Origin of the sequence: Flavobacterium sp. MR2016-29 (assembly GCF_015350695.1) — a bacterium.
GTDB lineage: Bacteria > Bacteroidota > Bacteroidia > Flavobacteriales > Flavobacteriaceae > Flavobacterium.
In genome coordinates this window covers 263,561-284,268 of record NZ_JADKPU010000007.1, presented here as the reverse complement: position 1 = coordinate 284,268, position 20,708 = coordinate 263,561, and the positions used below count along the sequence as shown (strand labels likewise).

General features: G+C 31.8%; 18 protein-coding genes. 13 read left to right on the top strand and 5 right to left on the bottom strand.

Annotated features, from left to right (window positions below; genetic code table 11):
* Window positions 1–160: 160 nt before the first annotated feature.
* The 7 genes from IR010_RS16180 (at window position 161) to IR010_RS16150 (ending at window position 7,137) form a co-directional block, all read left to right on the top strand.
* The gene (locus tag IR010_RS16180; protein ID WP_194605303.1) at window positions 161–892 is read left to right on the top strand and encodes a type III pantothenate kinase; all 732 of its coding nucleotides are present in this window, start codon (window positions 161–163) and stop codon (window positions 890–892) included.
* Window positions 889–2,118 carry a hypothetical protein gene (locus IR010_RS16175; RefSeq protein ID WP_029271747.1) on the top strand — a complete coding sequence of 410 codons (1,230 nt, stop codon included), beginning with the start codon at window positions 889–891 and terminating at the stop codon, window positions 2,116–2,118. Before IR010_RS16180 ends, IR010_RS16175 begins: the two co-directional genes overlap by 4 nt.
* A gap of 52 nt (window positions 2,119–2,170) precedes the next feature.
* Window positions 2,171–2,722 carry an LPS export ABC transporter periplasmic protein LptC gene (gene lptC / locus IR010_RS16170; protein WP_194568028.1) on the top strand — a complete coding sequence of 184 codons (552 nt, stop codon included), beginning with the start codon at window positions 2,171–2,173 and terminating at the stop codon, window positions 2,720–2,722.
* A gap of 11 nt (window positions 2,723–2,733) precedes the next feature.
* Window positions 2,734–2,928, top strand: a complete 195-nt coding sequence (locus tag IR010_RS16165; protein ID WP_194605300.1) for a hypothetical protein — start codon at window positions 2,734–2,736, stop codon at window positions 2,926–2,928.
* A 2-nt stretch (window positions 2,929–2,930) separates the two neighbouring features.
* Window positions 2,931–4,190 (top strand): hemolysin family protein, encoded by a 1,260-nt coding sequence (locus tag IR010_RS16160; protein ID WP_029271751.1) that lies wholly within the window; start codon window positions 2,931–2,933, stop codon window positions 4,188–4,190.
* 108 nt (window positions 4,191–4,298) lie between these two features.
* A complete protein-coding gene (locus tag IR010_RS16155; RefSeq protein WP_194605297.1) occupies window positions 4,299–6,398 on the top strand; it encodes a peptidylprolyl isomerase in 2,100 nt (699 codons plus the stop codon).
* A gap of 304 nt (window positions 6,399–6,702) precedes the next feature.
* Window positions 6,703–7,137 carry a hypothetical protein gene (locus IR010_RS16150; RefSeq protein WP_029271753.1) on the top strand — a complete coding sequence of 145 codons (435 nt, stop codon included), beginning with the start codon at window positions 6,703–6,705 and terminating at the stop codon, window positions 7,135–7,137.
* Window positions 7,138–7,163: 26 nt separating this feature from the next.
* Here IR010_RS16150 and IR010_RS16145 read toward each other — a convergent pair whose 3' ends face one another.
* On the bottom strand, window positions 7,164–8,078 hold the full coding sequence (locus IR010_RS16145; protein ID WP_194568030.1) for a GYDIA family GHMP kinase: 915 nt from the start codon (window positions 8,076–8,078) through the stop codon (window positions 7,164–7,166).
* A gap of 116 nt (window positions 8,079–8,194) precedes the next feature.
* Window positions 8,195–9,508 (bottom strand): hydroxymethylglutaryl-CoA reductase, degradative, encoded by a 1,314-nt coding sequence (locus tag IR010_RS16140; RefSeq protein ID WP_194605294.1) that lies wholly within the window; start codon window positions 9,506–9,508, stop codon window positions 8,195–8,197.
* A gap of 182 nt (window positions 9,509–9,690) precedes the next feature.
* Between IR010_RS16140 and IR010_RS16135 the strand changes: the two genes are divergently transcribed.
* From IR010_RS16135 to IR010_RS16110, 6 genes are all read left to right on the top strand, one after another.
* Complete coding sequence (locus tag IR010_RS16135) at window positions 9,691–11,862, top strand: S9 family peptidase (protein ID WP_194568032.1); 2,172 nt, start codon at window positions 9,691–9,693, stop codon at window positions 11,860–11,862.
* A 36-nt stretch (window positions 11,863–11,898) separates the two neighbouring features.
* On the top strand, window positions 11,899–13,575 hold the full coding sequence (locus IR010_RS16130) for a peptide MFS transporter (protein WP_029271759.1): 1,677 nt from the start codon (window positions 11,899–11,901) through the stop codon (window positions 13,573–13,575).
* A gap of 1 nt (window position 13,576) precedes the next feature.
* Window positions 13,577–15,061: a peptide MFS transporter gene (locus IR010_RS16125; protein ID WP_029271760.1), complete on the top strand. Its 1,485-nt coding sequence runs from the start codon at window positions 13,577–13,579 to the stop codon at window positions 15,059–15,061.
* Between the two features lie 52 nt (window positions 15,062–15,113).
* The gene (locus IR010_RS16120; protein ID WP_029271761.1) at window positions 15,114–15,581 is read left to right on the top strand and encodes a thioredoxin family protein; all 468 of its coding nucleotides are present in this window, start codon (window positions 15,114–15,116) and stop codon (window positions 15,579–15,581) included.
* A gap of 223 nt (window positions 15,582–15,804) precedes the next feature.
* On the top strand, window positions 15,805–16,257 hold the full coding sequence (locus IR010_RS16115) for a hypothetical protein (RefSeq protein ID WP_029271763.1): 453 nt from the start codon (window positions 15,805–15,807) through the stop codon (window positions 16,255–16,257).
* A gap of 263 nt (window positions 16,258–16,520) precedes the next feature.
* Window positions 16,521–16,967: a thioredoxin family protein gene (locus tag IR010_RS16110; protein ID WP_194568033.1), complete on the top strand. Its 447-nt coding sequence runs from the start codon at window positions 16,521–16,523 to the stop codon at window positions 16,965–16,967.
* A 20-nt stretch (window positions 16,968–16,987) separates the two neighbouring features.
* Here the strand turns inward: IR010_RS16110 and IR010_RS16105 are convergent, their stop codons facing one another.
* From IR010_RS16105 to lpxB, 3 genes are read right to left on the bottom strand one after another with little or no spacing between them, the layout of a single operon-like run.
* Window positions 16,988–19,024, bottom strand: a complete 2,037-nt coding sequence (locus tag IR010_RS16105) for a ComEC/Rec2 family competence protein (protein WP_194605291.1) — start codon at window positions 19,022–19,024, stop codon at window positions 16,988–16,990.
* A 53-nt stretch (window positions 19,025–19,077) separates the two neighbouring features.
* A complete protein-coding gene (locus IR010_RS16100; RefSeq protein ID WP_194605288.1) occupies window positions 19,078–19,563 on the bottom strand; it encodes a C40 family peptidase in 486 nt (161 codons plus the stop codon).
* Window positions 19,564–19,575: 12 nt separating this feature from the next.
* Window positions 19,576–20,694 carry a lipid-A-disaccharide synthase gene (gene lpxB, locus IR010_RS16095; RefSeq protein WP_194568036.1) on the bottom strand — a complete coding sequence of 373 codons (1,119 nt, stop codon included), beginning with the start codon at window positions 20,692–20,694 and terminating at the stop codon, window positions 19,576–19,578.
* Between the last annotated feature and the right edge of the window lie 14 nt (window positions 20,695–20,708).

Below are 20,708 nucleotides of genomic sequence, written 5' to 3'. Positions count from 1 at the left end.
GGATCGAACCAGGGACACATGGATTTTCAGTCCATTGCTCTACCATCTGAGCTAAGGCACCGTGCTGATTGCGGGTGCAAAGATAGAATCATTTTTCGTTTATCCAAAACATTTTTTTAAAAAAATCAATTCGTATCTTCGCATTTATAAAAAAACGAACATGGTTTTAACGGTTGATGTTGGAAATACTCGGATTAAAGCGTCTGTCTTTGAGGGAAATACTGCTTTAGAAAATTTTGTTTTCGAGAAAAATGAACTCGAAAAAAAAATTAAAAAAATTTTAAAAAAATTTCAAAATTGCTCCGATTTGGTCGTTGCTTCGGTCGGAAATGTCGAAAAACAATCTTTTTTAGCTTTCGAAAACCAGCTTAAAGTTCATTTTTTAACAAATGAAGATTCTTATCCCTTTATAAATAAATATGCAACTCCAAAAACTTTAGGAATCGATCGTATGGTTTTGGCTGCTGGAGCTACTTTGCAGTTTCCAAAACAAAATAGATTAGTGATAGATACCGGAACTTGCATAACCTACGATTTTATCGACGAAAACGATAATTATCTGGGTGGCGCAATTTCGCCAGGACTGCGTTTGCGTTATGAAGCATTACATAATTACACGGCCAAACTGCCTTTGCTTACCTTAGAGAGTCCAGACTTGTATATAGGAAACTCTACCAAACAAGCGATTCATTCTGGAGTTGTCAACGGGTTCGTCTATGAGATTGACGGTTTTATCGATGAATATCGAGCAAACTTTTCAAATTTTATAATAATTTTAACGGGAGGCGATGCAGAATTTTTGGCTAAACGATTAAAAAATACCATATTTGCCAATTCAAATTTCCTTTTAGAAAGTTTGAACCAAACATTTCAATATAAAAATCGACAATGATTAAAAAAATTATAATAAGTGCTTGTTTACTTATCTCGTTCGTTTCATTTGCTCAGCAAGGTACAGCTTCACCATATTCTTTTTACGGAATTGGGGATGCAAGATTTAAAGGTACTCTTGAAAATAGATCTATGGCCGGAGTTTCGGTAGAGCAAGATAGTATTCACTTGAATATTGATAATCCTTCAAGTTATGCAAGTTTGAGACAAACTACATTTACAGTTGGAGGAAGTTTTGGAACATCTAATCTAAAAACTACTGAACAATCTGAAAAAGCGCAAAGAAGTACTTTTGATTATTTAGCAGTCGGAATTCCGATGGGAAAATTTGGAGCATCTTTTGGTTTGATTCCATTATCTTCTGTTGGATATAAAATTTTAAATGATAATTCTACTCAAGAAGGAGCAACAAGCAATCAATTTGAAGGTAAAGGCGGCGTGAATAGAGTGTTTTTTGGTTTAGGATATAAAATTTTGCCAAACTGGAATATTGGAGCTGACGTTCAATATAACTTTGGTAAAATTACAACAACAAGTATCGAAGCCATTACAGGAGTGCAAAATGCAACTAAAGAAACAAATGCGTCTGAATTATCTGGTGCTAATTTTAATATTGGTACAATGTATCAAACAAAAATTTACAAAAAAACGACATTGTTTACTAGTCTGAGTTATACTTTTTCAAGTACATTAAATTCAACTAGTACTAGAGTTATTCAAGTAGATACAGATCCAGATCCTATAACATTTGATCCAGTTGATACAAAATTAAAATTACCAACCAAGTTAACAATTGGTGCGGGTATAGGAGTGCCAAGAAAATGGCTTGTTGGAACTACATTGGCCTTCCAAGGTGATGGAAGATATGCAAATTACTACAATTCAAGTGATGATGTTCGCTACGAAAAATATTCAAAATATGCAGTTGGAGGATATTTTATTCCTAACTATGCTTCCTTTTCTAGTTATTTGAGCAGAGTTACTTACAGAGCTGGTTTGAAATACGAAAAGATTGGTTTAATTGTGAATAATGAGTCATTAAATGATGTTGGAATGACTTTAGGAGCAGGATTTCCAATTACAGGATCTTTTTCAAACGTAAACGTAGGAGTTGAATTTGGTAAAAGAGGAACAACAACTGCAGGTTTAGTTCAAGAAAACTATATGAATTTTAGTGTGAGTTTTTCTTTCAACGACAGATGGTTCGTGAAAAGTAAATTCAACTAAACATAAAAATTTATGTTTTTCTAAGCTCATTACAATTTACTACATTTGGCAAATGAATTTACCAAAGAGATATATTATAACCGTTGTCACAGTTCTTGCTGTGACACTGTTTTTTGGATGCGAAAGTAATTTTAAAGACGTGCAGAAAATTAACTTCTCTGAATTCGTTCCCGGAAGTGATGCTGATACAGTTAATATAAAATATACAGATTCTGGACGCATAACAGGAGTTTTAAAAAGTCCAAAAATGCTGGATTATTCAAATCTAGAATTTCCATTTACTGAATTTCCTAAAGGAATCGATGTTACCTTATATGATAAAAAACAAAAGCGTACTTTTATAAAATCTAATTATGCTGTTTCTTATAAAAATACTGGCATCATCGATCTGCAGGGAAAAGTAAAAATTACTTCAGAAGCAGGACAAGTTCTTGAAACAGAACAGCTTTATTTTGATCAAAAAAACGAATGGTTTTACACCGAAAGAAAATTTAAGCTTACAGATGCTAAAGGAATTTCTAACGGTCAGGGAATAGATTTTAGCAAAGATTTTAAAGTGATTAATTCGCAGCGAATAAGCGGTGAAATTGAATCAAACGAATAAAAATATAAATTATGGGCGTTTTAAAATACACACAATATCTTTACTTATTAATTGCTGCGGCTTTCATTTTCGATGGAATTACGAAGCTAAATACGCCTAATGAAGATGCATGGTTAAGTTTTTTAATTGCTGGCGTGAGTGTTTTTATGTTTTTCTTCAGGAGAAAATACGCTAAGAAATTTGATGACCATTATAAAAAACAATAAAAATGGAAATTAGTATTATAATACTATGTTTAATACTATCAGCCTTTTTTTCAGGAATGGAAATAGCTTTTATTTCCTCGAACAAAATTTATCTTGAAATCGAAAAAAAACAAGATAATTTTCTGTCGAAAATCCTAACTAAACTTACCGAAAATCCATCAAAATTTATTGCTGCAATGCTGATTGGCAATAATGTAGCCTTAGTAATTTATGGGTTTTATATGGGAGATTTAATTTTGAACTGCATAGTTGGTTTAGGATTTCAATTCTCAAGTTTGACCGGTTTATTGATTCAAACTGTGCTTTCGACTTTTATCGTTTTAATTACTGCGGAATTTTTTCCGAAAGTGTTTTTTCAAATTTATGCCAATTCATTAATTAAGATTTTTGCAATTCCGGCCTATTTGTTCTATAGATTATTTTATTATATCTCAACCTTTTTTATTTGGATTTCGGATTTTGTTTTGAGAAAGTTTTTCAAAACAGAAGGCGATCAGGTACAATTGTATTTTAGTAAAATTGAACTTGGAAATTACATTACGGAGCAAATGAATTCTGTAGAAGATGATGAAGAAGTAGATTCAGAAATTCAGATCTTTCAGAATGCATTAGAATTTTCAGGCGTAAAAGCGCGTGATATTATGACACCGCGTACAGAAATTGTAGATATTGATTTGTTTGAAAGCATAACAGAACTGAAAGAGCTTTTTATTGAAACAGGCTATTCTAAAATAGTAGTAAGTCAAAATTCGCTTGACGATATTGTTGGCTATGTACATTCATTTGATTTATTTAAAAAGCCAAAAACAATAAAGTCTGTTTTAATGACGGTAGAGTTTGTGCCGGAAACTATTTTGATAAAAGATGCATTAAATCTTTTAATTAAAAAACGAAAAAATGTAGCTGTTGTTTTAGATGAATATGGGGGAACTTCTGGAATTATTACTATAGAAGATATTGTAGAAGAACTTTTTGGCGAGATAGAAGACGAGCACGATTTAGATGAAGAATTGATAGAACAAGAATTAGGAGAAGGTAAGTATTTGTTTTCGACTAGATTAGATGTAGAATACCTAAATGAGACCTATAAATTGGCAATTCCCGAAGAAGATTCATACGGAACTTTAGGAGGTTTTATCGTTAATTATACGAAAGAAATTCCGCTAAAAGGAGAAGAAATAGTGATAGACAGCTATCATTTTGTGATAGAAGAGGCCACAAATAAGAAAATTGAATTGGTTAAATTGACAATAAAAGAGTGATTTTTTAAATTAATGAAAAAAATGTTGCAAAATAAAACGCTAGTTGTATTGTTATTAACTAGATAATTGTATTTTCGCAAACTGAATATAAAATTAACGATAATAAAAATGGCAGTTTTAGCAAAAATTAGACAGCGTTCCGCTTTATTGATAGGAGTTATTGCACTTGCATTATTTGCATTTATAATACAAGATCTATTTAATAAAGGAACATTTAGTCAAAGTTCAAAAGATGTAGGAAGCATCGACGGAAAAGATATTTCATTTGAAGACTTTAGAGTTAAAGTTAGTAATGTTGAAAAAAGTGGGCAAGGAATTACTTCCACTGAAGCTGCAAACAGAGTTTGGGATCAAGAGGTTTCAATTGCATTATTATCAGCTCAGTTTGATAAGTTAGGATTAAGAGTTGGTGAAAAACACTTGCTTGAAGTTTTAAAATCAGATCCAAATATTGGTAAAAACCCAATGTTTTTAAATGCAGCTGGTATGTTTGATGTAGTAAAATTTAAAGATTACTTCAAAACAAATCCTGAAGCAGCACAGTATATTTCTGAGAAAGAAAAAGACGCTGAATTAAATGCAAAATTTCAAATCTACAATACGTTAGTAAAATCTGGACTTTACACTACTGCTAGTGAAGGAAAGCTGAAATATGAAATGGAAGCAAACAAAGTTAACTTTAGTTATGCTGCTGCATTATATTCTTCTATTAAAGACAGTGAAGTGAAAATTTCTGATTCAGAAATTGTTGATTATATGAAGAAAAACGAGAAAAAATTCAAAGCGGATGAAACTCGTGAAATTCAATATGTTTTAGTTGAAGATAAAGCATCAAAAGAAGACGAAGCTGAAATCAAAGCTAAAATCACTGGTTTATTAAACGGAAGTGTTGTTTACAATGCAAAAACTGGTAAAAACGATACATTAGCAGGTTTTAGAACTGCAAAAAACATTGCTGAATTTGTAAACGCAAATTCTGATGTTCCTTACGATTCAACTTATATTCCTAAAAATTCTTTACCTGCGGTTGATGCTGATAAATTATTCAGTTTGCCTGCTGGAGCAATTTATGGTCCTTATGTTTATGGAAAATACTATGCTATTTCTAAATCTTTAGGATTTAAAGCTGGTGTTAACGCAAAAGCAAGTCATATATTAATTGGTTATAAAGGATCTCAAACTCCAAACCAAAAAGAAGAGAGAACTAAAGAAGAAGCAAAAGCTAAAGCTGAAGAAATTTTAGCACAAGTTCAAGCTAATCCAGATAGTTTTATGATGTTGGCTTTTACAAGTTCTGATGATTCATCTGCACAACAGGGTGGTGATTTAGGATATTTTGGTCAAGGCCAAATGGTAAAACCTTTCAATGATTTTGTATTCAGTAACGGAATTGGAAAAGTTGGTTTAGTTGAAACTCCTTTTGGATTTCACATCATCAAAATTACGGATAAACAAGACGGAATTCGTTTAGCTACTATCGCTCAAAAAATTGAGCCTTCTGAAGCTACTTCTGATAAAGTATTTACATTGGCAACTAAATTTGAAATGGATGCTGCTGATAAAGATTTTAATGCTACTGCAAAAGAATTAGGTTTAAAAGTTTCGGCTCCTGTAACTGCAAAAGCAATGGACGAAGCATTTGGTCCATTAGGAAACCAACGTAATATTATAAGATGGGCATTTGACAAAGAAACTAGTATTGGAGACGTAAAACGTTTTGAAATTGCTAATATCGGTCACGTGATTGCACAATACAAAAGCGAAAACAAATCAGGTTTAGTAGCTGTCAGCTTAGCTAGACCTTATGTAGAGTCTATCTTAAAAAACAAGAAAAAAGCTGAAATCTTAAAAGCTAAGTTAACTGGTTCAACTATAGAAGCTATTGCAAAAAATGCTGGTGTAGCTGTTCAGCAAGCAACTGATGTTACATTAGAGAATCCAGTTTTACCTGGTGGAGTAGGACAAGAGCCAAAAGTTGTTGGAAATGCATTTGCTTTAACTGCAAATAAAGTTTCTGCACCAATTGAAGGAAATACTGGAGTTTATGTTGTAAAAAACATTAGCACTGTAAAAGCTCCTGCAATTGCTAATCATGCCGCTTATGTTGCTAAGCTAAAAGCTCAAACTGCATCTGATGCAAGCAGAATTTTGCCTGCTTTAAAAAGCAATGCTAAAATTGAAGATAATAGACTGCAATTTAACTACTAGTTATTAGTAGCAAATAAATTTTAAAATATAAAACCCGAAATGTTCATTTAGAATATTTCGGGTTTTTCTTTGTTTTTTTCTTATTATTTTCGCAATTTGTAGTAAAATATTTATGTATTTTTCTTAACTATATGGAAATAATGGAAATATAATTTAAAATACTTGCGATATTAAAATTATTGCAGTTTATTTGTCCGGATTTTTGTTTTAATAAATTGAGCTATTAACAAACAATTGTTAAATAAAAATTGTAAGAAAATGATAAAAAAATACTTTAATAATCTGACATTTAATGTTTTTTTATATGTTTAGTTTTTTAAAAAGAAAACCTAGAGTATATTCCAAAATTGAAAATCATATTTTTGGAATAATTACGGAACTTTTAAAAGTTAGTAGTACTGACATCAATGTTGATGAATTGGGAGGTAAATACTACTTAAGCAATGAGGAGCAACATTTTAAAGTTACTATTTTAAGTAACGATTATGTTATCAGGCTAACTAATACGCGTGATTCAGTTGCTGAAAAATATGATAAATTTTTTGTTGAAGATGTTTTAAAAGCAGTAAAAGAAGAGAAACATCGGAGAATGGAACTGGTATACGATTCTATAACAAATAGTATCGAAAAAATGGCAGAACGTTTGCACAATACACTTATAGAATCTAATGAACAAGAAACTGAAAAAGTACGTCGACTTGAAACAAAACCTATAAAAGATAAGAAAGTAAATTTCTAATTTTTATAATAGGCATAAATTACTCCCTATAAGATCATCTCCTCGTATGAAAGAATAGTTTCATATCCTTTTGAAACAAAGTATTTCGTTGGATCTTCTTTAGAAATTACCATTACAAAATCACCGCCCCACGCCCCAAGACTTTTAACAAGGCCATTGAAATCTGCAAAAGCAATTTCTTTTATCGTTTGTATTTCTAAGATATTGCTCAAATGAATCTCATGTTTTTCTACAGCAAGAGCAAATTCTTTTAGCGTTTTAGCGTTTAATATAGTGTCGGTAATTTTGTTATTATCAATAATATTTTGAACTAAATCTTGATTTTTATTGTTGTAATAAGCATTTATAGCAGCTTTGCTGTTTTGTTTTTTATTCAGGTAAACAAAGTAAATGTTTTTAGTGAAATCAGGATTAAAGGCAACCTGTTCAACTTTAGGTAAACTTTGTTCTAATCGATAAACAATTGGTGTGTTATTTTGTGCGCAGGCAATATCATATCCACTGCCTCCAAAACTGTTTTTAAGCAGTGTGAAAGCATCAATTTTAGCCCATTGAGCAATATTGTTCAACAGTGTTGAGGATGTGCCCAATCCCCATTTTTTGGGAAATGTAAGGTGGGTACTAATTATATATCCTTCTGCTTTATTAATAAAGTCTGGATTTAATAAATAAGCTTCGTGTAAAATATTGATTAAAGTTGTTTTTACAGTTTCAACTTGTGTTGGAATGTTATTTGTAATTTCAGAAAATGAAATAACATCTTCAAACCAAAGATGCTCGTCGAAGTCATAACTCTTCCATTTAATTTCTTGGTTCGATCCGTTTTCTACAATTAAATCCTGTCCAAATTTTGTAGGCAAAGCAAAGGCTCTTGCACCATCTAAAACTAAGTATTCGCCTGTAATTAAAAGTTTTCCGTTGCTATAAAAGGTTGTTTTCATTCTGTAATTTTAAAATAAAGTCCAATCCCGTAGCTTTGGGATAAAATTCAAAATCCCACCATTCTTGGAATTTGGAATTCTATTCGCAGCTATACTTTTGGAGTTTAATATTCGGGTTATTTTCTTAAATTTTCAATAAAGTCAACTACAGCACTATGAGATACAGCATTTTTCTTAAAATGAGTTTTAATTAAATGGCGTTCTTCTTCAGTTGCTTCAAATTGATTGATGATATTATTTAAGTGCATTTTCATGTGTCCTTCCTGAATTCCTGTTGTAGTCAGCGAACGCAAGGCAGCAAAGTTTTGAGCCAAACCAGCAACAGCAACAATTTCCATCAATTCATTGGCAGATGGTTTTTCTAGTATTTCTAAACATAATTTAACTAAAGGATGTAAAGATGTCAATCCGCCAACGGTTCCTATGGCTAAAGGGATTTCGAGCCAAAAAGTAAAAATACCGTTTTCGATTTTTGCATGCGACAAGCTAGAATATTGCCCATTTCTTGATGCATAAGCATGCACGCCAGCTTCTACAGCTCTAAAGTCATTTCCAGTTGCTAGAATTACAGCGTCAACTCCATTCATAATACCTTTATTATGCGTCACAGCTCTAAAAGGTTCCACTTCGGCAATTTGAACAGCCTGAACAAAACGCTCGGCAAAATCTTGCGGATTCGAAATATGTTTCTCAGTTAAATCTTCAACAGGACAAGAAACTTCAGCCCTAACAACACAATTCGGAACATAATTAGACAAAATACTCATCACTACAGTAAGGGTTTCCTTCTCTGAAAAGAGATTAGAATTTAGAAATTCTTCTTTTAGAGTTGAAGCAAATTGTTCGAGACAAGAATTTATGAAATTAGCACCCATACTGTCTTTTGTTTCAAAAGTGGCATGAAGCTGAAAATAGTTTTCTAACAAACTTCTTTTGTCTTTTAGTTTAATATCTAAAATTCCTCCGCCACGTTGCTGCATGTTTTTGGTGATGCTTTGCGTGTCGGAGAAAAATTTAGATTTTATGTTGTTAAAGAAAGAATCTAATTTATCGGCATCTCCATTAAATGTAAAATGCACTTGACCAATCTTTTCAGTATTAGTTACCGTTGCTTTAAAACCACCTCGAGTTGCCCAATATTTTGCTGATTTTGAAGCCGCCGCAACAACAGAACTTTCTTCAATTGCCATCGGAATTGTTTTGTACTTGCCGTTAATTAAAAAATTGGGTGCAACTCCTAACGGAATATATAAATTGGTGATAGTGTTTTCGATGAACTCATCATGCAATTGTTGGAGCTTGTCGTCTGAATTCCAGTAATTTCTTATAATAGTCAGTGCTTCTTCAGGGGTTGAAAAATACTCATTTGCGATCCAGTTTATTTTTTCTTTTTTGGATAATTTAGAAAATCCAGCAACTGCGTTGTTCATTCTCAATGTATTAAATAATAATGTGGTAACAAAGATACTATTTTAAGAGTTTTGTTTATAATGTATTTGAAAATTGAAAAGCACGCAATCGTTATTTTTTTTAACATTTAACAGTTAAAATGTGTATTATGTTTATTTTTTTTACTAAAATTGGGCTCTTTTTTATATTTAAAATAATTCTGATGAATACAAGTAAAATTACTGTTATGTTTTTGTTTTTTGTAGCCGCCATTTTTGGCCAGCAAAAAATAACTGTCGAAAATATTTATAGTGGTGCATTTCGTGCAAAAGCGATGGATGAACTGCAATCGTTAAAAAATACAGATCAATATACTGTTTTAAATGTTGATCAAGCCAGCAGAAGCATGCAGATTGACTTGTATGATTTTGCAACCTTAAAAAAAGTGTCAAATCTAATTGATACTAAAAATCATAAAGAACTGGCTACCGGAATTGACAGCTATACTTTTGATGCTTCAGAAAAAAAGATTTTAATAGCTTGTAATTCAAATCAAATTTTCCGTCACTCTTTTACAGCAGATTATTTTTTATATGATATTGCTTCAAAATCGCTGACAAAACTGTTCGATTTTCAAGTTCAAGAGCCAACTTTTTCTCCTGATGGAACTAAAATTGCTTATGCTAAAGAAAATAACCTTTATGTATATGATGTAGCTTCAAAAAAATCTACTGCGGTTACTACTGATGGAAAGAAAAATGCCGTAATTAATGGTATTACGGATTGGGTTTATGAAGAAGAATTTGCTTTTGTCCGAGCTTTTGACTGGAGTAAAGACAGCAAAAAACTAGCTTACATTCGTTTTGACGAAAGTGCTGTTCCAGAATTTTCTATGTCGATATTTCAAAAAGATTTATACCCGACAATTGAAACATTTAAGTATCCTAAGGCTGGAGAAAAAAACTCACTAGTTTCATTACACATATATGATGCTGCTGCAAATACAGCCAAAAAAGTTGATTTAGGAAATTATAATGACTTTTATATCGCGAGATTACAATGGACTAATGATAATAATGTATTGTCAGCACAGGTTTTAAACCGCCACCAAGATAATCTAGATCTTTTATTTGTTGACGGAACAACAGCTGCTGCAAAAGTAGTTTTGAATGAAAAAGACAAAGCTTATGTTGATGTTACAGATAATTTGACATTCTTAAAAGATAATAGCTTTATCTGGACAAGTGAAAAAGATGGTTTTAATCATATCTATGTTTATGATAAAACAGGAAAACTTAAAAATCAGGTTACAAAAGGAAACTGGGAAGTAACTTCATACTACGGTTTCGACGAAAAAACAAAAACTATTTTCTACCAATCTACAGAAAATGGTTCTATAAATAGAGATCTTTACAGAATTAGTTTAGACGGAAAAAATAAATTGCGTTTAACAGCAAAAGTAGGAACAAGCGCTGCGACTTTTAGTCCAAATTTCCAATATTTCATTACTACTTTCTCTAGTAATTTAGTGCCAACAACTTATACTTTAAACGATGCTAAAACTGGAAAAGAGATTCAGGTTATAGAAAATAATCAGGCTCTTGCTGATAAGTTGAAAGCCTATAACTTGCCGGCAAAAGAATTCTTTGTTTTAAAAACAGCTAAAGGAAACGAACTTAACGCTTGGATTTTAAAACCAAAAGATTTTGATCCTTCTAAAAAATATCCTGTTTTCATGTACCAATATTCTGGCCCAGGATCGCAGCAAGTAAATAATGATTGGAATAACACTGATGATTATTGGTTTTTATCTCTTACACAGCAAGGTTATATCGTAGCTTGTGTTGATGGTAGAGGAACTGGTTTTAAAGGTGCTGATTTCAAAAAAGTAACCCAAAAAGAATTAGGTAAATACGAAGTTGAAGATCAGATTGATGCAGCAAAAGTAATTGGAGCTTATCCGTATGTTGATGCTTCAAGAATCGGAATCTTCGGATGGAGTTATGGTGGATTTATGGCTTCAAACTGTATTTTTCAAGGAAACGATGTTTTTAAAATGGCAATAGCGGTAGCACCGGTTACAAACTGGAGATTTTATGACAGTGTTTACACAGAAAGATACATGCAGACTCCTCAGGAAAATGCAAGCGGATACGATCAAAATTCTCCAATAAATCACGTTGATAAATTAAAAGGAAAGTTTTTGTTGATTCACGGATCAGGTGATGACAACGTTCATGTGCAAAATTCAATGCAGATGATGGAAGCACTGATTCAAGCGAACAAACAATTTGATTCTCAGATATATCCAGATAAAAACCACGGTATTTACGGTGGTAAGACGAGAATTCAGCTTTATAATAAAATGACTAACTTTATCAAAGAAAATTTATAATCTAAATCTATTAACCTTAAAAAAATAATGAATAATATGGGAGAAACTCAAGTAAAAACTGGGCATCCAAAAGGACTTTGGGTATTGTTTGGAACGGAGATGTGGGAGAGATTCAATTTTTATGGAATGCGAGCTTTATTGACTTTATTTCTTGTGAATTCATTAATGATGAAGGAAGAAGAAGCGTCATTAATTTATGGAGGTTTCCTTGGACTTTGTTATTTAACACCAATGTTGGGAGGTTTTATTGCTGACCGATTTTTAGGAAATAGAAATTGTATTTTATTAGGTGGATTATTGATGGCTACTGGCCAAATGTTATTGTTTACCAGCGGTAGTATTTTTGAGTCTAATTTAGGATTGGCAAAAACTATCATGTATTGCGGATTAGGTGTTATTGTTTTTGGTAACGGATTCTTCAAGCCAAATATTTCGAGTATGGTTGGAAGTTTGTATCCAAAACAAGAAAAAACAAAACTAGATACTGCTTTTACTATTTTCTATATGGGTATTAATATTGGTGCTTTCTTAGGGCAATCAATTTGTCCTTTCTTAGGCGATGTAAAAGATGCAGGCGGAATTAGAGATATTCACGCTTTTAGATGGGGATTTATGGCGGCGTCAGGAGCAATGCTTGTTGGAACTGTTCTTTTCTACTTCTTGAAAAATAAATATGTGGTTTCTCCAGAAGGAAGACCATTAGGAGGTTTGCCTTCTAAAAATATAGCTTCAGATTTTGAAGAAGGAGAAGCTCAAAAAGCTAATTTTTCTAGTAAAGCGCTAACTATTGCAGGTGTTGCATTTATTGCTTTAGGTTTTTTCTTTCATTATGTTGTGGGTCAAAACTTGATTTATACTTTGATATATTCTAGTGGTTTGGCTTTGGCTGGATTAATTATTTCTGATACTTCTTTAACTAAAATTGAAAGAGATAGAATTATTGTAATTTATATCGTGTCGTTTTTTATTATTTTCTTTTGGGCGGCATTTGAACAAGCAGGTTCGTCATTAACTTTTATTGCGGATAATCAAACAGATAGACATTTCTTTGGGTATTTAATGCCTCCATCAATGGTTCAGATCTTTAACGGATTGTTTGTTGTTGTAATGGCTGTTCCTTTTAGTATACTATGGGATTCTTTAAGAGCAAATCAAAAAGAACCAATTTCACCAGTTAAATTGGCTGTAGGTTTGGTTATAATTTCTGTAAGTTTCTTTATGATTGCAACTCAAGTTTCATACATCGGAACTTCTGGCTTACTATTGGTAAAATGGTTAATCTTATTATATTTCTTAAATACTTGTGCAGAGTTGTGTTTGTCTCCAATTGGATTGTCATTGGTGGGTAAATTATCTCCAAAACGTTTTGCTTCATTGCTATACGGCGTATTCTTTTTGTCAAATGCATCTGGTTATGCGTTAGGGGGAACTTTAGGTTCTATCTTGCCTGCTACAGGTGATAAATTTGAAAAAGCAAAAGAATTAGGAATCGATCTTCAAGCCGTTTTAGACAATAAAGTAACGCCTACAACTGAGCAATTAGCACTATTAGAACAGCACCAAATTAGTGCGCACAATCACTTTTTTGCAGGATTCGAGATTCATAATTTATATGAGTTTTTTATGGTGTTTGTTGTTCTTACAGGTATTGCAGCGATTGTATTATTTGCTTTGACTCCGTTATTGAAAAAAATGATGCACGGTGTTAGATAATATGGAAAACAATTTAGCTTTAGAGGAAATTCAAAATTTTAAAGGCAAGTATCCAAAGCAATTGTGGTACTTGTTTTTGGTTGAAATGTGGGAGCGTTTTTGCTTTTACGGAATGAGAGGTGTTCTGGCTTTTTTCATGGTAGACCAATTAGGTTTGCTTGAAGGAAAAGCGAATCTTCAATATGGAGCCATTCAGGCTTTTGTTTATGCCTTTACTTTTATTGGAGGTATTTTTGCTGACAAAATTTTAGGATTCAAAAAATCACTTCTTTTTGGAGGAATTGTGATGATTTTAGGAAATTTGCTTATTGCAGCAAATCCGCATGATTTCTTTTATTACGGAATAACACTTTCTATTATTGGAACAGGTTTTTTTAAGCCAAACGTTTCGTCAATGGTTGGTGAATTATATCATGAAAAGGATGGCCGACGTGATGCTGGTTACGGACTGTTTTACGCAGGTATTAATATAGGCGGAATGCTGGGAGGTGCGATTCCTATTTATTTAGGGAAAAACTATTCTTGGAGCTTATGCTTTCTTTCTGCAGCAATTGTGATGATTATTGGTGTTGTTACTTTTCTTTTGACTAAAAAACATTTAGCACCAATCGGAAATTCTCCTCTTGAAAAACATGAACCGAAAAAACGTAATCTTTATGAAATAGCTGTTTACGTTGGATCATTTCTTGTAATTCCATTGGTTTATATAATGGTAATTAACTCTGATTTTACAGAGTATTTTATGTATTCAATTGGTGTTGCAGCATTAGGATACTTTTTGTTTGAATTATTTATGATAAAAGAAAGAAAACAGCAATACAAACTTTTGGCAGCTTTCGTCTTTATTTTTGGATATTTCATGTTTATGGCGATTTCTGAGCAATCAGGAGGTTCTTTGTCGTTGTTTGCCAAGGATAACTTAACAAATAAATTGTTGTTTTTTCATATTGATCCGAATGTTGTTAACAATAGTATAAATTCATTGTATGTTATCATTTTCAGTCCATTAGTAGGGCTATTGTGGATCTTTCTTTTCAAAAGAAAAATTGAACCAAATACAGTTATTAAATTCGGATTCTCATTTATATTGTTAGCAGCGGGTTTCTTTATTTTTTACAGTGCCAGATTTTTTATTGATGAAAAAGGATTGAGTTCTCTAAACGTATTTGCATTAGGGTACTTGTTGTATACTCTGGGAGAATTATGTATTGGACCAATTGGAATGTCTGTAATTACTAAATTATCTCCAAAGCGATTGTTTGGAATGATGATGGGATTGTGGTTTTTGTCTAGTGCCTTTGGTCAATTTGCAGCAGGTAAATTAGGCTCTGAAATGTCTAATGCAAATACAGGCACAACATTAATGTCAAAATTGATTGCTTACACTGATGGATATTATCAATTAGCATTATATTCTTTAATTGCCGGCGTTATTTTGATTGTTACAACACCATTAATCAAAAAATTAATGCAGGAAGTAAAATAAGATTTATTTACCGATTCTTTTTTTGTTTAAATTTGTGCAAAATAAACACAATATGAAAAAAATATTTTTAGTAACGTTATTTTTAGTTGGAGCGCTTACAGTTCAATCACAAGAGCTAAAGTGGTATACAGATGTAAAAGAAGCAATAACGGTAAGTAACAAAGAACATAAGCCAATGTTGATGTTTTTTACTGGAAGTGACTGGTGCGGATGGTGTATTCGTTTGCAAAATGAAGTTTTAACGACGCCTGAATTTAAAAAATGGGCTGTAGATAATGTTGTTTTAGTAGAATTGGATTATCCAAGAAGAACACCTCAGACTCCAGAATTAAAAAGTCAAAATAATGAATTACAGCAGGCTTTTGGAATTCAAGGTTTTCCTACAATTTATTTTACAAGTGCTGAGTCTAAAGACGGAAAAGTAAATTTTAAAGGTCTTGGACAAACCGGATACGTTGCTGGAGGGCCAACTGCATGGTTGACAGTTGCAGACGGAATCATTAAACCAAAAAAGTCTTAAAGAAAAACATATTCAAATTTATTTATAAGCTCCTTGTGCAATATGCGCAAGGAGCTTTTTTCTTTAGTAAGAAAAGTTATTCATTTGTTTTTCTTTATTTTATGTATTTATCAATTTATTATAAGTAAAAAAACACATTATATATTTTTTATATTAATAAAAGTTGGAAAATTAAAATATTATGTTAATTTCGTTACACTATACTAACCAAAATCAATATAATATGACTAAAAAATTACTTATCCTACTGTTTTTTTTAGGTTCATTTTTTATGCAGGCTCAAAATCTAGTTTGGAGAACAAACATGACTGATGCTATCGCTATTAGCAATGAACAAAGAAAACCAATGTTGATTCTTTTTACTGCCTCAGGTGTACCAGACAATCTTCAGAATGAAATATTTAAAACTCCAGATTTTGCAGTTTGGTCTCGCGACAATGTCATTCTCGTAAAACTTGATTTGTCTGATGAAGCAGCATCTGATGGTGATAAAGAACAAAACCTTAGATTAAAAAGTGCTTTTGGCGTTGAAGACTTACCAGAAGTTTGTTTTGCAAGTGCTTCTATCAGAAAAAACAAAACTACTTTTAGCGCTTTAGGAAAACTTGCTTATAAACCAGGAGGTGCAAAAGCTTGGATTGCAGAATCTAACGGAATCTTGCATCCAAGTGAATAATACTTAAGTCAAGTTTCGCAATTTAACTTGTAAGTCCCTTTTCAATTTAGTGAAAAGGGATTTTTTTTTGAACAGTTTAAGATTATCGTCATTATTTTGATAATTTATTATGCTATTTTTTTTGTTTTTGTCAGTTATTTAGGGTTTTATTAACAAATTCGATTTTGTTATGTTTTTTTTGAGTTTTTTGTCTAAATATGACTTGTTTGATAAGGATATTATACTAATTTAGTCGCGTTAACCTACTTAAAACCCAAATTGTTATGACCAGAAAACTACTTATACTACTATTTTTTTTAGGTTCATTTTTTATGCATTCGCAAAATGTCTGGAAAACAACTATGACAGAGGCTGTTGCAGCAAGTGTTGAACAAAGAAAACCACTATTCATATTTTTTACAATTGCTGGTGCACCACAAAGATTCCAGAATGAGATATTTAATACTCCAGATTTTGCTGTATGGGCACGTGAAAATGTCGTTTTGGTTAGACTGGATTTATCTGATCCTAATATATCTGATGCCGAGAAAGAACAAAATGTTATGTTGAAAAATGCTTTGGGAGTAACCGAATTGCCACAAGTTTGTTTCACAATAGCATCTGTTAGAAAGCAGAAAACAACTTTTAATTTATTGGGTAAATTGCCTTTTAAACCAATTGGTGCTGTGGGATGGATGACGGAAGCTAATATAATTTTACGTCCCGAATAAGAAATATAATTTTAAGTATTTTAATTTAATTTGTAATATCCTTTTTCGCTTGTTGAGTGAAAAGGGATATTTTTTTTATCGCAGGTTTTCTTCCATTTTTTCTGGATGGAGTAAGAGTTTGAAGCATCAGCAACTATAATTTTTGGATGTAAGTCTTTTAAAACTCGATCTAAATTTAATTTTGGAGATTGTATAAGCAATACTATATCCGGCTGAATTTTATTTTGATAAGTTCCTGTACTGTCAATTATAAATATTTTTTTTCCGTTGAAAAATAACGTGTTTTTAACTTTGTGTGTGGCTTTTATTGTTCCAAAATTTCCTACTAAATAGGAATTCAAAACATAGTTTTTAGGATCATGAAGTAAAGCTGTATCTGATGTAAACAGTTCTATAGTTTTTCCTGATTTTTCTGTAATCAGCGTTTTTTTCTTTAAATTATAAATAATCATTTCCAGTTGGTTTTCAGTTTCTTTTTTGGTGTATATAAAAGAAATTTGAAGTAAAATTATAGTAGTCAACACAAAAACCAATTTGGAATAACTCGGTTTTTTGAAGCAAATAATACTCGTAATTATCAGCAGGTAAAAAGTGATGAGATAGTAAAGGTTAAAACTTATATCAATTATTACAAATGATTCGAATGAAGCAACATAATGAATGATGTGGTTTAAAAGATAGATACTCTTTTCGAAAATGATAATTAAGAATTCTGGAGGAGAACAAAAAACAGCAAAAATCATAACAATAATTCCCGCTATCATTATAAAAGACAAAACTGGAATAATAACAATATTAGTTACAAAAAATAAACCTGGAAATTGGTGAAAATAATATAAGCACAAAGGAAAGGCTCCGATTTGAGCCGCAAATGAAACCGTCAAAGCTTCCCAGATATAAAGTAGTACTTTGTTTTTTGGTGTCCAGATGTTTTTTAATAATGGCTGTAGCCAAAGAATAAAAAATAAGGCAATGTAACTTAATTGAAAGCCAACATCAAATAAAAAATAAGGTTCAAATAATAAGATCAGAAAAATAGAAACAAGCAAAGTATGGTAAATATTGCCGCCTCGGCGAAGATGATTTCCTGTGGCAATAAAAGAAAACATAACAACTGATCTTAAAACAGAAGGCGATAGTCCTGAAATTACGGCGAATCCCGCTAAGGAAATTAAAATTGAGATTAATTTTATAAATGAACCTTTTCGTGTATTTGGAATTGGTTTCAAAATGAAATTTATAAACAGCATAATAAAGCCGACATGCAATCCTGAAACAGATAAAATGTGTGTTGCTCCAGAGTACTGATAATCTTGAATAATATCTGACGAAATTTCTTGCTGCTGTCCTAGAATTAGGGCAAGTGCAACATTCATTTCAGCGGCGTTAAAATGTGCTCTCTCTAAGTTTGTAAGTATCCTGCGATGCAAACACCCAGAATAATACCAAATGTCTTTTTTAGCATATTTAGCGATACTGATTTCAGATTTGCTAACGTATAGCTGTGCATAAATTTGCCTGTCTGCTAAATATTTGCCGTAGTCAAATTGGTTTGGGTTTTTAGCATTACTATTATGCTGTAAAGTGGCTTTTAGTTTGATAATATTACCGATTATTACCGATTTTTTAATACTGTCTTTTGCAATATTTACAATAATTTTTCCAGTATAGTTTTGATTATTAATGCTGTTGATCAATGCAATAAATCGATCGTTATAGGCATTGCTTTTAAGCTTTTCTCGAATAGTAAGTGTAATTGTTTGTGATGTCTCAAAAGCTTTGGTACAATGAATATAGTTCGATTTCTGAAGCGAATCAGTATGGAAAAGTAAAGTTGCTGCTCCAATACAAAAAGAGGTAAAACAAGTAGTTATCCCAAAAAGCGTAATTAATTTTTTATTGTTTTTGGATGAAAAATACAAAAGAGAAAAGTCGATTGTTCCTATGAGAAGTACGATGCATAAATTGAATAATGTATTTGGCAGATAATAAGAAAACAAAATGCCAAGCAGAAACCAAATCGTAATTTTAACTAAAGGGAAATCTAATACTTTCATGGCATAAAAGTATTAAATATTTGTAAGAAAAAGAATATATTTTAATAGATAGATTATTCAATTATTCGATTCACCTGAAAAAAGGAATCACGATAATAGGGTTCTTTTGTAGATGAAATCATTACGCCTTTTGAAGTAGAAGAATGCACAAATTTTATTTCGTCTGAGTTAACTTCTGTAATAAGTCCTACATGGTTGATTTGCTTGCTTTTATTGGTTTTAAAGAAAATTAAATCGCCTTTCTTTGCATCATTCAGCACGATTATTTTTCCAACCTTTGCTTGCTCGTAAGAACTTCTGGGAAGTTTAATATTTTCTGATTCAAAAGTAGTATAAACTAATCCGGAGCAGTCAAAACCATTTTTTGTTGTACCTCCAGCTTTATATCTAACGCCAATATTGCTTGTTGCAGTTTCGATTAAATTTTTCACAAGAGTTCTTTTTTCTGTTTTAGATTCTTTTGCGCTTACGGCATTTGAAGTCGATTTACAAAAAGCAAAGAGAAGAGATAGAATAAGAATTGTGACTATTTTTTTCAAAATAAAAATATTTTATACTGGTTTTAAGTCGGCTACGATAAGTTTTGCTGTTTTTTTGCTCGCGCCAACGCCACCTAATTTTTGTTCGAGAATATCGTAATTTTTCAATAGTTTTTCGCGATAATGTGGCTCGAGCAATTTTTGTAATTCTTCTTTAATGCGTTTTGTATTGCATTCATTTTGAATTAATTCAGTAACTACTTCTTGATCCATTATTAGGTTTACAAGCGAAATATATTTTAAGGTAATAATGCGTTTTGCAATTTGATACGAAATATTACTTCCTTTATAACATACTACTTCTGGAACTTTAAAAAGAGCAGTTTCTAAAGTTGCTGTTCCCGAAGTTACCAAAGCAGCTGTCGAAGAACGAAGCAAATCGTACGTTTTATTCGAAATAAACTTGATGTTTTTATTACTGATGAATTGCTGATAAAATTCGTAATCCTGACTTGGTGCGCCGGCAATTACAAATTCATAATCCTGAAAATCATCGACAACACTTAGCATTACGCTTAACATTTTTGTAATTTCTTGTTTGCGGCTTCCTGGTAAAAGTGCAATAATGGGTTTGTCACCCAATTGATTTTCTTTTCTAAATATACCTTCATCAAAAGGTGGTTGATTTTGAATGGCATCAATTAAAGGATGGCCGACAAAATCTACAGGAAAATGATGCTTGTCTTCGTAAAAACTTTTTTCAAAAGGCAAAATCACAAACATCTTATCGACATCTTGTTTAATTGCTTTGATCCTATTTTCTTTCCAAGCCCAAATTTGAGGAGAAATATAATAGTGTGTTTTATAATTTAAAGTTTTGGCCCATTTTGCAATACGCATATTGAAACCTGGGTAATCTATAAAAATGATAACATCTGGCTTAAACTCAGAAATGTCTTTTTTACAAACTTTAATGTTGTTTAAAATCGTTTTTAAATTGAAAATAACTTCAACAAAACCCATAAAAGCCAATTCGCGATAATGTTTTACTAAAGTACCGCCGGCTTTTTGCATTAAGTCTCCACCCCAAAACCGAATTTCGGCTTGCGGATCTTCTTCATATAAAGCTTTCATTAAATTTGAACCGTGCAAATCTCCAGAGGCTTCGCCAGCTATTATGTAATATTTCATATCGACTTTTTTAA